At 43.4% G+C, this 12,401-nt stretch carries 10 protein-coding genes and 2 pseudogenes (1 of these 12 running past the window's edge); 1 reads left to right on the top strand and 11 read right to left on the bottom strand.

Going from position 1 to position 12,401, the window contains the following annotated elements:
* Positions 1-15: 15 nt before the first annotated feature.
* From gshAB to trmJ, 9 genes and pseudogenes are all read right to left on the bottom strand, one after another.
* Positions 16-2,292, bottom strand: a complete 2,277-nt coding sequence (gene gshAB, locus C3Z13_RS01490) for a bifunctional glutamate--cysteine ligase GshA/glutathione synthetase GshB (RefSeq protein ID WP_103854781.1) — start codon at positions 2,290-2,292, stop codon at positions 16-18.
* A gap of 192 nt (positions 2,293-2,484) precedes the next feature.
* Positions 2,485-2,823, bottom strand: a complete 339-nt coding sequence (gene fdx / locus C3Z13_RS01485; RefSeq protein WP_017805156.1) for an ISC system 2Fe-2S type ferredoxin — start codon at positions 2,821-2,823, stop codon at positions 2,485-2,487.
* Positions 2,824-2,828: 5 nt separating this feature from the next.
* Complete coding sequence (gene hscA, locus C3Z13_RS01480; RefSeq protein ID WP_103854780.1) at positions 2,829-4,694, bottom strand: Fe-S protein assembly chaperone HscA; 1,866 nt, start codon at positions 4,692-4,694, stop codon at positions 2,829-2,831.
* Positions 4,695-4,705: 11 nt separating this feature from the next.
* Positions 4,706-5,224, bottom strand: a complete 519-nt coding sequence (hscB, locus tag C3Z13_RS01475; RefSeq protein ID WP_103854779.1) for a Fe-S protein assembly co-chaperone HscB — start codon at positions 5,222-5,224, stop codon at positions 4,706-4,708.
* A gap of 11 nt (positions 5,225-5,235) precedes the next feature.
* A complete protein-coding gene (iscA, locus tag C3Z13_RS01470; protein ID WP_035686194.1) occupies positions 5,236-5,559 on the bottom strand; it encodes an iron-sulfur cluster assembly protein IscA in 324 nt (107 codons plus the stop codon).
* 62 nt (positions 5,560-5,621) lie between these two features.
* Positions 5,622-6,005, bottom strand: coding sequence for a Fe-S cluster assembly scaffold IscU (gene iscU / locus C3Z13_RS01465; RefSeq protein ID WP_103854778.1), 384 nt, complete (start codon positions 6,003-6,005; stop codon positions 5,622-5,624).
* Between the two features lie 21 nt (positions 6,006-6,026).
* Positions 6,027-7,243, bottom strand: a pseudogene (locus C3Z13_RS01460) (IscS subfamily cysteine desulfurase).
* 96 nt (positions 7,244-7,339) lie between these two features.
* A complete protein-coding gene (gene iscR, locus C3Z13_RS01455; RefSeq protein WP_035686202.1) occupies positions 7,340-7,810 on the bottom strand; it encodes a Fe-S cluster assembly transcriptional regulator IscR in 471 nt (156 codons plus the stop codon).
* Positions 7,811-7,868: 58 nt separating this feature from the next.
* Positions 7,869-8,603 (bottom strand): tRNA (cytosine(32)/uridine(32)-2'-O)-methyltransferase TrmJ, encoded by a 735-nt coding sequence (gene trmJ, locus C3Z13_RS01450; protein WP_103854777.1) that lies wholly within the window; start codon positions 8,601-8,603, stop codon positions 7,869-7,871.
* A gap of 172 nt (positions 8,604-8,775) precedes the next feature.
* Here trmJ and suhB point away from each other — a divergent pair, with 172 nt between their 5' ends.
* Positions 8,776-9,582, top strand: coding sequence for an inositol-1-monophosphatase (gene suhB / locus C3Z13_RS01445; protein WP_103854776.1), 807 nt, complete (start codon positions 8,776-8,778; stop codon positions 9,580-9,582).
* Between the two features lie 150 nt (positions 9,583-9,732).
* Here the strand turns inward: suhB and sodA are convergent, their stop codons facing one another.
* Both sodA and C3Z13_RS01435 read right to left on the bottom strand, forming a co-directional pair.
* Complete coding sequence (sodA, locus tag C3Z13_RS01440) at positions 9,733-10,350, bottom strand: superoxide dismutase [Mn] (RefSeq protein WP_103854775.1); 618 nt, start codon at positions 10,348-10,350, stop codon at positions 9,733-9,735.
* Between the two features lie 141 nt (positions 10,351-10,491).
* Positions 10,492-12,401: pseudogene (locus C3Z13_RS01435) on the bottom strand (NADP-dependent malic enzyme); it runs 360 nt beyond the window's last position.

The following is a 12,401-nucleotide window of genomic DNA, read 5'->3' as shown; positions in this document are numbered from 1 at the left end:
AAAAGCACCGCACTTTTAGTTTGGCAATTCTGGGAATAACATTTTAATCACGTCCAAAGTGAGGCGGCGGGATTTTCCTGAGTAAGGGAAAATGTGCATCATCATCATTGGGTTAAAGTTGGCTTCGATTACGCCCCAAGATTGTAAGCTTGGCTCAGCGGGCTTGTGGAGATCCGGAATAATGAGATCCACGCCACAAACTGCCGCGCCCATTGCCTTGGTAATGCCAACAGCGAGCGCTTTATAGCTTGGGTGCATTTCATCGGTCATATCAATGCTATCACCGCCTGTGCTGATATTTGAATTTGCGCGTAACTGTACAATACGCCCTGCTTCAGGAATACTATCCACCGTTAAGCCTTGCTCTTTGAGTTGCAGTTTTTCAATATCGCCAAGGGCAATGTTTTTCAATGGTGTACGACTGCCATCGCCACGCAATGGGTGATCGTTTTTCGCCGCGACCAATTCTGCTACGCTATGTTTGCCATCACCCACCACATTGGCTGGCACGCGTAATAGCACGGCAAGGGTTTCATCACCTAGCACGAAGAAACGATATTCCGTGCCGCTTAGATAATCTTCCACCATCACTTCTTTATCTTCACGGAAGGCAATTTCAATGGCTTTCGCAAAATCTTCACGGTTGCTGACCCCTTGTTGGAAAATGGTGATGCCTAAACCATAATTGGTAGATTTTGGCTTAATTACCACGGCGCGCCCTTCAAATAAGCCGTAATTCGCAATAGCTTGTTCGGCGGAGGTAAATTCCAAACTTTGTGGCACGTTAAAGCCTGCTTTATGCAACACTTTTTTGGTTACCACTTTGTTTTCCATAATTAATGGTGAAATGTAGCTGTCTTTTGAGGTCATATTGCCGTTTTTCACATATTCAATATGATCGCCTACTTGCAAGCAAAGGAACTGATCCTGCTCGTCCAAAATTTCTGTTTTAATACCTTTTTGGATCAAGTCAAACAATAACGCTTGGGTGGATAATTCCATATTATCAAAGGCTTCCAATGCATAAAAACGCTCAAAAGCATTGGCTTTATATTGTTGCGCAAGGGCTGCCCCAAGTTTTTGGTAATCACCTGCTTTTTCAATGGCTTGCACTAAACGTCCGCCAAGGGTTAAAGCAGGATCGGCAAACTGTTGTAATTTTTGTTGCACGATTTCACTGATTTCTTGCGGAGCCTGAATCTCTTGCAACATGGCTAATAATTGATTTAATAATTGTTCACCTTCTGCGGCATATTGGGTTGGTGAAAGGGGATTTTCTAGTGCTACTTCAGCCAATCTTACCTTGCCTAATTCCACACCATTTTGATCCACGGTTTCATCAAGCCAAATCATTAATAAGACGAAATAATGGATAAATTTCGCATCGCTGAGGGTGATACCGTATTGATCGAACGGGTTAAGATCGAACAAGCGAAACTCTAAATATTGAATACCGTTGTTGAGCAATTCGCGGGCTTTTTTCGCGCCACGCAAACGCACATTGGAATAAAATTCTTTTTCGGCAATGAGCTTGCCTGTTTTCACCCAATGCTCAAGGCTTTCCACATAGCTTTCAATGCTATCAAAAGACACTTTAATTTCAGGATCATTCACATAGCCATATTGGCTTGAGCGCAGGCTGCGAACATATTGCCCTGCTTTTAATGGGCTACCTTGTTTGAAATAATTGTCTTGCACCGTTGGTGTTGCGGCCAGCAAATAAAGTAAAACCCACTGATAACGAAGGAAATTCTTCGCCATTTTGAGATATAAATCGTTCTGAAATTGCACCGCACTTTGATATTCTGACTGTGCTTTAAAAAGGGTCTGTACCAGTTCAGGATCAAGCTGGAAGTTGTAATGAATCCCACTCACCATTTGCTTATTTTTGCCATAAGATTTCACTAAATGCTCGCGGTAAGCCACATCTTCGGCATTGTCTAATTGTGCCACTTGAATTTGATCTTCAGGTGGCAAGCCTGCTGGCATACTTAGAGGAAACAAATATTCATCTTCAGGAATGGAACGTAACACCACTTGATGAATGGCAGAAAGCCAACGCAGGCTATCTTCCAATTTATGCTGTGGCGGGGTGATCATTTCCACTTGGCTTTCAGCAAAATCCGTTTGAATATAAGGGTGATACGATCGATTGCCAAAAACCTTAGGGTGTTCAGTGGTTACGATAGAGCCGTCTGCGTGTACACGCTGGCTCTCTTTTTCAATCCCAAATGAGCCTTGTTGGAATAACAGCCCAAGATGGTTTTGCTTAATGGTTTGTTGGATTTTCATATTTTTCCTTCTATTCAAGGTTAGGACAATGCTGACTATTATCTAAGCTCATTACTAAAAAGGCAAAAACTAAATCTTTATGAGTTATAGCGATTTGATCTTAAACAAATCACGACATATTTCGCCATAAAATAGATAGGCGGATTTTACTCCGCCCCAATTAAATCTTAGTTAGTTTTTGCTTAGCGATGCTTAATGCTCTTCTCTTGCGTGGTTTAAGCTGTATTTTGGAATTTCCACCACAAGATCTTCATTGCCAATTTGGCATTGGCAGCTTAAACGGCTATCTACTTCTAAGCCCCAAGCCTTATCTAGCATATCGTCTTCCGCTTCGCTGCTTTCATTTAAACTATCAAAGCCTTCGCGAATAATCACGTGGCAGGTGGTGCAAGCGCAGGATTTATCGCAAGCGTGTTCAATTTCAATGCCGGCATCTAATGCCACATCTAATAAATTATCCCCTTCGGCGGCGTCCACCACCATTCCTTCCGGACAAAGGGTTTCGTGAGGTAAAAAAATCACTTTAGCCATAATCACTATTCCTTAAAATTCTCAATTTCATCAATAGAATGCCCTGAAAGTGCCGTTCTGATGGATTTATCCATACGGCGTGCAGCAAATTCTTGCGTGGCACGATCCAAGGCTTTAATGCCTTGCTTAATGGCAAGGCTATCTTCTTGTTGTACTAATTCTTGCAGCGAAATTAACGCATTTTTCACCGCACTTAATTCTTCATCATTCAGCAGACTTTCGTCCTGTTGCAAGGCAGAATGCACGCTTTCAATCACACGGGTTGCTTCCACGCGCTGTTCCGCTAATAAACGTGCTTGAATGTCTTCTTTGGCATTTTCCATTGAGGCTTTCAGCATTGCGGCAATTTCTTCATCGGTTAGCCCGTAAGAGGGTTTCACCTGAATGGAGGATTGCACGCCAGTGGATTTTTCCATTGCGGTTACACTCAGCAAACCGTCTGCGTCCACTTGGTAGGTTACGCGAATATGCGCAGCCCCTGCTGCCATTGGCGGAATACCACGCAAGGTAAAACGCGCTAGGGAGCGGCAATCTGCCACCATTTCACGCTCACCTTGCACAATATGCACGCTCATTGCGGTTTGACCGTCTTTAAAGGTGGTGAACTCTTGCGCTCTTGCCACAGGAATGGTGGTGTTGCGTGGAATGATTTTTTCCACTAAACCGCCCATTGTTTCAATCCCTAAGGAAAGCGGAATCACGTCCAATAGCAACATTTCGCTATCTGGCTTGTTGCCCACTAAAATATCCGCTTGAATCGCCGCCCCAAGTGCTACAACTTTATCAGGATCGATAGCGGTTAATGGCTCACGTTGGAAAAACTCGCCCACTTTTTCACGCACAAATGGCACACGGGTTGAACCACCCACCATCACCACTTCACGCACATCTTGTGGACTGATGCCTGCATCTTTTAATGCACGGCGACAGGCCATTAATGAGCGCTTCAGCAACGGCTCAATGAGCTGATTAAAGGTTTCGCGGCTAAGCTCGCCTTGCCAATTTTGATATTCAACGCGGCTGCTTTGCGCGTCAGACAACGCGGTTTTCAGCTGTTTCGCTAAGTTCCAAAGCTCACGGGTTTGTTGATCATTTTGCGGTGCAATGCCAGATTGTTCCACGATCCAATCGGCGATCAGATGATCGAAATCATCACCGCCCAATGCCGTATCACCGCCCGTAGCCAGCACTTCAAACACGCCTTTGGATAAACGTAAAATGGAAATATCAAAAGTGCCGCCGCCTAGATCGTAAACTGCAATGACACCTTCTTGTCCGCTGTCTAAGCCATAGGCAATGGCGGCTGCGGTGGGTTCATTAAGTAAACGTAATACGTTTAACCCTGCCAATTTCGCTGCATCTTTGGTGCTTTGACGTTGTGCGTCATCAAAATAGGCTGGCACGGTGATCACCGCCCCTTGCAATTCGCCGCCGAGGCGTTTTTCTGCAAGTGCGGTCAATTTTTTCAGAATTTCGCTTGAAACTTCAATGGGGCTACGCACACCTTGCGCGGTTTCAAATAAAGGCAAACCATTTTCGCTTTGCTGAAAACGGTAAGGCAAATTCGGATAACGATGCTGCACGTCCGCCAATGAACGGCCGATTAAACGCTTAACAGAAATAATGGTATTTTGCGGATCAAGACTGGCTAATTCCCCGGCTTCATACCCCACAAGCACGGGCTGGTTGGCAGAAAAATTAACAATTGAAGGCGTTAATGCACGCTCTTTTTCGTCCAATAAAATTTCTGCCATTCCACTGCGCACGGTGGCAACAAGGGAATTGGTTGTGCCAAGATCAATGCCCACCGCTAATTTGTGTTGGTGCGGCGCGCTGGTTTGTCCTGGTTCCGCAATTTGTAATAAAGCCATTGTTATTCTCTTTAAAAATCCATTAAGTTGTCTTCAATGCGTTCAACTTCAAGTAACAGTTTTTTGATGAAACGTAAACGATCCGTCAGCATTTGTGCCTTTGCCCAATCTTGCGCAGAAAGTGCGGTATTTAATAGGATTAAAATTTCCTGCCGTTGTGCGCTGATTTGATCGGAAAACTGCATTAGCGCATCGCTGTCTTTCTGCTGTTCAATATCTTCAAGCTCTTCGCGCCATTGCATTTGTTGCATTAAAAATGCCATATCTTGGCTGGTTTTTTCTTCCACATTTTGGTTGCCTAAATGCAAGGCAATAATGCTATCAGCACGGGCAATGGGATCTTTTAATATTTGCAAGGCATCATTCACTTCTGCCGATTTTTGCATTGCTAAACGCTGTTCTTGCGTTGAACGATGTGCAAAATTATCGGGATGCAGGGATTTTTGCAATGCCAAATAACGGTTATTCAAGAGATCAAGATCAAGTGAAAATGCCACTGGCAAATCAAACAATGCAAAAGGATTGTTCATTGGTGTTCCTATTAAACGTTAAAACTTTCGCCGCAGCCACATTCATCTTTCACGTTAGGATTGGTGAATTTGAACCCTTCGTTTAAGCCTTCTTTGACAAAATCCAGTTGTGTGCCGTTGAGATACACCAAGCTTTTGGTATCCACGATTACTTTCACACCGTGATCTTCAAAAACTTGATCGTCTTCGTTTAAGGTATCCACAAATTCAAGCACATAAGCCAAGCCTGAACAGCCTGAGGTTTTAATGCCTAAGCGTAACCCAATGCCTTTGCCACGGTTAGCAAGGAAGGTTTTGACGCGATTTGCTGCACTTTCGGTTAATGTTACGCTCATAAGGTTCTCCACAAAATGATGAAAAGTGCGGTTAAATTTCACCGCACTTTTATTTGCTTAAATTATTCGCCGCGTTTTGCTTTGTAATCAGCGATAGCTGATTTAATGGCATCTTCTGCCAAAATGGAGCAATGCACTTTTACTGGTGGAAGTTCTAATTCTTCCGCAATTTGGCTATTTTTGATGGCTTGAGCTTCATCAAGAGATTTGCCTTTCACCCACTCAGTGATCAATGAGCTTGAAGCAATGGCTGAACCGCAGCCGTACGTTTTGAATTTTGCATCTTCAATAATGCCGTCATCATTCACTTTGATTTGTAACTGCATTACATCGCCACAAGCAGGCGCGCCCACCATTCCGCTTCCCACGGTTGGATCTTTTTTATCGAATGAACCTACGTTACGCGGGTTCTCATAATGATCGATTACTTTGTCGCTATATGCCATTTTTCTGTTCCTTTTGCTAAATTAATGGTGAGTCCACTCAATTGAGTTAAGATCAATGCCTTCTTTGAACATATCCCATAATGGGGATAATTCTCTTAATTTTTCCACCGCACCCTTTCCACCAGATTGATGGTGTAATCAATTTCTTCTTCGGTGGTGTAACGTCCCACAGTAAAGCGGATTGAGCTGTGTGCAAGCTCATCGTTTAGACCTAAAGCACGCAACACATAAGACGGCTCAAGGCTGGCTGAAGTACAAGCTGAACCTGATGAAACGGCAATATCACGCAATGCCATCATTAAACTTTCACCTTCCACATAGTTAAAGCTGATGTTTAGGTTGTTGTCCACACGGTGTTCCATTGAGCCATTCACATAGGTTTCTTCGATGTCTTTTAAGCCGTTGTACAAACGATCACGCAATGCTTTTAAGCGTGGCATTTCGGTTGCCATTTCTTCTTTACAAATGCGATAGGCTTCGCCCATACCCACAATTTGGTGAACAGGCAATGTACCAGAACGCATACCACGTTCGTGGCCGCCACCGTGAATGATCGCTTCTAAACGAACGCGCGGTTTACGGCGTACATATAACGCACCAATCCCTTTTGGCCCGTAAAGTTTGTGGCTTGACATAGACATTAAGTCCACGTTCAATTCCGCTAAATTAATCGGCAATTTACCCACGCTTTGTGTTGCATCGGTGTGGAAAATAATTTTACGCTCACGGCACAGATCGCCAATGGCTTTAATATCTTGGATCACACCAATTTCGTTATTAACGTGCATAATAGACACTAAAATGGTGTCGTCACGCATTGCATTTTTTAATTCTTCTAAGTCGATTAAACCGTCTGATTTCGGTGTTAAGTAGGTAACTTCAAAGCCTTCACGTTCTAACTGACGGCAAGTATCTAGCACCGCTTTGTGTTCTGTTTTGCAGGTGATAATGTGTTTGCCTTTGCTTTGATAAAAATGCGCTGCACCTTTAATTGCAAGGTTGTCGGCTTCTGTCGCTCCAGAGGTGAACACGATTTCACGGCTATCCGCACCGATTAAATCGGCAATGTGATTACGCGCCACATCAACGGCTTCTTCCGCTTGCCAACCGAATTTATGAGAACGGGACGCAGGGTTCCCGAACGTGCCTTCGATGGTTAAAAACTCCATCATTTTTTTCGCGACACGCTCGTCCACAGGGCAAGTTGCCGCATAATCCAAATAAATAGGTAATTTCATTCTACACTCCTAAAAAAATCTATTATTTTGCACCGCACTTTATTTATTAAAGCTAAGGGCTTTATTTTTAAGGCGAAGGATTTTGACGATAAAACACTAAGCGTTTTCGTTTAGCATCACTAAATTGTCAAAATCTTTATGATGACGGTGCTGAGGCTTTTCCTGATGATGTTTTTCCACCAGTTCCGCCAAAGTAATTTCATTTAAAAAATTTTCAATTCGCTGGCTGAGTTCGTCCCATAAAGAATGGGTTAAACATTGCTGCCCGCCTTTGCAATCCCCTTGTCCTAAGCAACGGGTTACGGTGATATTTTCATTCACCGCAGCGATGATCATTCCAATAGAAATTTTATCGCTTGGTTGCCCAAGCTGATACCCCCCACCGGGGCCACGCACACTTTTCACCAAACCGTGGCGGCGTAATTTTGCGAATAATTGTTCTAAATAAGAAAGGGAAATATGCTGTCTTTCTGAAATATCAGCCAAGCTAACAGGGCCATTTTCAGTATTTAATGCAATATCTAAAATCGCAGTTACAGCATAACGACCTTTTGACGTTAATTTCATCTTCTACTTCCTTCTAGCAATTAGGCGGTTATCTTACATAACCTTCTAAATTAGTCAACTATTCCCTATTGAAATTTCCGCTTTTTTCCACCGCACTTAACATTCCGCGTAGGATATTTAATTCATTTTTTTCCACTTCGGCGCGCAGATATAAACGTCTTAATTTTTGCATAACACCTTGATTTTGAATGAAACCTAGCTGTTGATAAAGGCGTTCCGTATGGGCAAAAAAGTATTCTAATTCCTGTGCCGTTGGATAGGTGTTTTCTATTGATGAAAGTGATAAATCCACGTCTTTTTTATTTTCTTCCAACCACGCCATTCGCAATTCATAGCATATTAATTGCACTGCCATTGCTAAATTCAGCGAAGAATAATCAGGATTGGCAGGAATGGTTAAATGATAACGACATTTCAGCAATTCTTCATTGGTTAGCCCAATACGTTCGCGCCCGAACACGATGGCGACTTTATGTTGTTTCGCAAAGGCAACCGCTTTTTCCGCACAAGCACGGGGTTCAAGTAAGGTGCTTTGCAAATGGCGCAGGCGAGCGCTTGTGCCAATAACAAATTCACAATCCGCTACGGCTTGATCAAAGGTCGGCACGATAACCGCATTCTTCACCACATCATCAGCTCCCGCCGCTAATGCAATGGCTTGCTCATCAACAGTTTGTTTTGGTGCAACGAGATAAAGCTGGCTTAATCCCATTGTTTTCATTGCGCGTGCTGCTGATCCAATATTGCCGCTATGAGAGGTTTCTACTAGCACAATGCGAATATTTTCTAACATTTTGATTCTGCATTATCTGACTACAAATTGTGGGTATTCTAGCACAATACCCACAAAGTGCGGTCAGAAATAGGAAAATTTTTCGCGCCCAACAGGGTTTTTCTCGCTTTTTGCTTAAAAAATCACTATAATTCGTGGCCTTAAATGATGTTCTTTAAAATCTGGTGGAAATATGAATCCAATGTTAAATATCGCTATTCGTGCGGCACGAAAAGCGGGCAATATTATTGCTAAAGGTTATGAACGCCGTGATGATATTCAAGCGGTGGCAAAAAGCGCGAATGATTTTGTTACCAATATTGATAAAGCTTCTGAAGCAGCTATTATTGATGTGATCCAAAAAGCCTATCCTGACCATACCATTATTACTGAAGAAAGTGGTGCGTTAGAAGGTAAAGAAAGCGATGTGCAATGGGTGATTGATCCACTAGATGGTACGACAAATTTCATCAAAGGATTACCGCACTTTTCGGTTTCTATCGCGGTTCGTGTGAAAGGCAGAACCGAAGTTGGCGTGGTTTATGATCCTATCCGTAATGAACTCTTCACCGCTGTGCGTGGACAAGGCGCAAAAATCAACGAACTGCGTCTGCGTGCAGAAAACACCAAACGTGAATTGCAAGGCGCAATCTTAGCTACCGGTTTCCCATTCAAAAAAATGTCGGCAATGCCAACGCAATTTGCAATGATGAGCAATCTTGTCAATGAAGGAAAAGTGGCTGATTTCCGTCGTACTGGCTCAGCAGCGTTAGATATGTGCTATGTGGCTGCTAACCGTGTTGATGGCTATTTTGAAATGGGCGTGAAAGCTTGGGACATTGCAGCAGGTGATCTTATCGCCCGCGAAGCTGGTTGTTTAGTCACGGATTTTGAAGGCGGACACAGCTATTTAACTTCAGGCAACGTAGTAGCCGCCCCTGCGCGTTTAGTAAAAGAAATCTTAAACCAAATTCAGCCTTGTTTAGCCGTTGCTCGCTAAACAACGCATTTTTAATCTAAACCTCTTAAATTAGCTAAATCGGAAAATAGGCGAGTGAATAACTTGCCTATTTTTTTAGAAGAAAGATAAAAAAATCCCCTCATTAAAGAGGGGATAAGATGAAATTCATTTTGAATGATGAATTAGATGTTACTTTTTCTCAAAACGCTCTGCTGCGTAATCCCAGTTCACCACGTTCCAGAATTCTTTAATGTAGTCTGGACGGCGGTTTTGGAATTTTAAGTAGTATGCGTGTTCCCAAACATCTAAACCGAAAATTGGGTAGCCTTCGCAACCTGCGATTTCTTTACCCATTAACGGGCTGTCTTGGTTTGCTGTGGAAACTACTTCTAATTTACCGTTGTTTAACACTAACCACGCCCAGCCAGAACCGAAACGAGTTGCAGCTGCTTTTTCAAATTCTGCTTGGAATGCTTCCACAGAACCGAAATCACGGATAATGGCGTCTTTTAACGCGCCTTGTAAGGTAGTGCCTTTTTTCAAGCTTTTCCAGAACAAGCTATGATTAACGTGGCCACCGGCATTATTGCGTAAACCTGTGCGTTTATCTGCTGGCACTTCTGCTAATTTGGTGATTAACTCACCCGGGCAAAGTTCAGTAAATTGCGGTAACGTTTCTAAAATGGCGTTAGCGTTGTTCACATAAGCTTGGTGGTGTTTGCTGTAGTGAATTTCCATTGTTTGCGCATCGAAATGTGGTTCTAATGCATCGTAGGCATAGCCTAGTTCAGGTAGAGTGTAAGCCATAAAATTTTCCTTCTTAAAATAATCATTAGGTACTAAATTCTTGCGTATTCTAGCAAGAAACTTGATTAAGATCATTAAAAGTTTAAATTTCTAGCGAAAAATAAATAGGGCAGAAAATCTGCCCTAACTCTCTTTTCCTTTTTAAGCTTCTTGCTGTGCTTTCACTGCGGCAACCGCCACCATATTGATAATACGGCGAACGGAAGAGGCAGAGGTTAAAATATGCGCGGTTTTATTTACACCCATTAAGATTGGCCCAATGGTGATTGGTGTTGCGGTGCCTTGTAGTAAGTTAAGGCTGATACGCGCCGCTTCCATTGTTGGCATAATTAGCAAGTTTGCTGCGCCTTTTAACGGGCTATCTGGCATCACTTCGTTGCGTAAACTTTCGGAAAGCGCAATGTCGCAGTGCATTTCACCATCAATGATTAATTCTGGCGCTTTTTCACGCACAAGTTTTAACACTTCACGCATTTTCACTGCATTTTCATCATTGAAGCTACCATAATTAGAATGGGAAACCAACGCCACTTGTGGCTCGATACCAAAACGGCGAACTTCTGCCGCAGACATTAAGGTGATTTCCGCTAATTCTTCTGCCGTTGGATTTGGATTAACGAACGTATCGGCGATAAACAAGTTGCCTGTTGGTAACACCAAACCATTCACAGTAGCAGGAATTGCGCCTGCTTTCACACCAGTGAAATCTTTGATTGCGCCTAAGTGAGAAGCATAAGGCCCAACCAATCCGCAGAGCATTGCATCGGCTTTGCCAAGTTCTAACAACACTGTGCCAAGTGCGGTCGGATTATGCAACATTTTACGTTTTGCGCCTGATGGCGTCATTCCTTGGCGTTTTAACTTGTCGTGATAACGTTGCCAGCATTCGTCATAGTAAGGATTGTTTTCGATGTCGATAATGTCAAAATCACGTCCCGCTTCAAGATGTAAGCCAAGTTTTTTGATTTTCTCTGCGATGATATGCGTGCGTCCTAGCAACACAGGTTGTGCAATGCCTAAAGTGGCAATTTCTTGCACGGCGTGAAGCACGCGCGTTTCTTCACCATCTGTCAGTAAGACACGTTTTTTGTCTTGTTTCGCCTTGGGCGAGAACACTGGTTTCATAAATAAATTCGTTTTGTAAACGAATTGAGTGAGTTTTTCTAAATAGGCATCAAAATCTTCAATCGGACGGGTTGCCACGCCGCTATCCATCGCCGCTTTCGCAACCGCTGGGGCAATTTTCACAATAAGACGCGGATCGAATGGTTTTGGAATTAAATAATCTGGCCCAAAAGAAATTTCCGCGCCACCATAGGCGGAAGTAACCACTTCGCTTTGCTCTGCCAAGGCGAGATCGGCAATGGCGTACACCGCGGCTAATTTCATTTCTTCATTAATGGTGGTGGCGCTCACATCTAATGCACCACGGAAAATGAATGGGAAACAAAGCACGTTATTCACTTGGTTTGGATAGTCTGAACGGCCTGTACAAACAATCGCATCAGGGCGAACTTCTTTGGCAAGTGGCGGTAAAATTTCAGGTTCTGGGTTTGCCAAAGCAAGAATTAGCGGATTTGGCGCCATCACTTTAACCATTTCTTGGGTCAATGCGCCCGCCGCGGAACAGCCAAGGAAAATATCACAATTCGGCATTGCGTCTGCCAAGGTGCGCGTGCCGTTATCTTCAATGGCGTAAAGCTTTTTGGTTTCGTCCATTCGTTCATCACGGCCTTTGAAAATCACGCCTTTGGAATCGCACACGGTGATGTGTTCTTTTTTCATTCCAAGGGAAACCAACAAGTTCAAGCAAGCGATAGACGCCGCTCCGGCGCCTGAAGCCACCAGTTTGACGTCCTCAATTTTTTTATTCACAATGCGTAGCCCATTGATGACCGCAGCCGCTGAAATAATGGCTGTGCCGTGCTGATCATCGTGGAATACCGGAATATTCATTCGCTCACGCAATTTTTGTTCAATGTAAAAACACTCTGGGGCTTTGATGTCTTCAAGGTTAATCCCGCCGAACGTTGGTCAAGTGCGGCGATAAT

It is taken from the genome of Avibacterium endocarditidis (genome assembly GCF_002921145.1).
Lineage (GTDB): Bacteria > Pseudomonadota > Gammaproteobacteria > Enterobacterales > Pasteurellaceae > Avibacterium > Avibacterium endocarditidis.
The sequence above is the reverse complement of the archived record's forward strand: the minus strand, read 5'-3'. Positions and strand labels throughout refer to the sequence as shown.

What these genes read in the sequence shown, in the direction of transcription:
- suhB (WP_103854776.1), top strand. Translation starts at nt 8,776, where the DNA reads ATGAATCCAATGTTAAATATCGCTATTCGTGCGGCACGAAAAGCGGGC.
- fdx (WP_017805156.1), bottom strand. Translation starts at nt 2,823, where the DNA reads ATGGCTAAAGTGATTTTTTTACCTCACGAAACCCTTTGTCCGGAAGGA.
- trmJ (WP_103854777.1), bottom strand. Translation starts at nt 8,603, where the DNA reads ATGTTAGAAAATATTCGCATTGTGCTAGTAGAAACCTCTCATAGCGGC.
- hscA (WP_103854780.1), bottom strand. Translation starts at nt 4,694, where the DNA reads ATGGCTTTATTACAAATTGCGGAACCAGGACAAACCAGCGCGCCGCAC.
- gshAB (WP_103854781.1), bottom strand. Translation starts at nt 2,292, where the DNA reads ATGAAAATCCAACAAACCATTAAGCAAAACCATCTTGGGCTGTTATTC.
- iscA (WP_035686194.1), bottom strand. Translation starts at nt 5,559, where the DNA reads ATGAGCGTAACATTAACCGAAAGTGCAGCAAATCGCGTCAAAACCTTC.
- sodA (WP_103854775.1), bottom strand. Translation starts at nt 10,350, where the DNA reads ATGGCTTACACTCTACCTGAACTAGGCTATGCCTACGATGCATTAGAA.
- iscR (WP_035686202.1), bottom strand. Translation starts at nt 7,810, where the DNA reads ATGAAATTAACGTCAAAAGGTCGTTATGCTGTAACTGCGATTTTAGAT.
- hscB (WP_103854779.1), bottom strand. Translation starts at nt 5,224, where the DNA reads ATGAACAATCCTTTTGCATTGTTTGATTTGCCAGTGGCATTTTCACTT.
- iscU (WP_103854778.1), bottom strand. Translation starts at nt 6,005, where the DNA reads ATGGCATATAGCGACAAAGTAATCGATCATTATGAGAACCCGCGTAAC.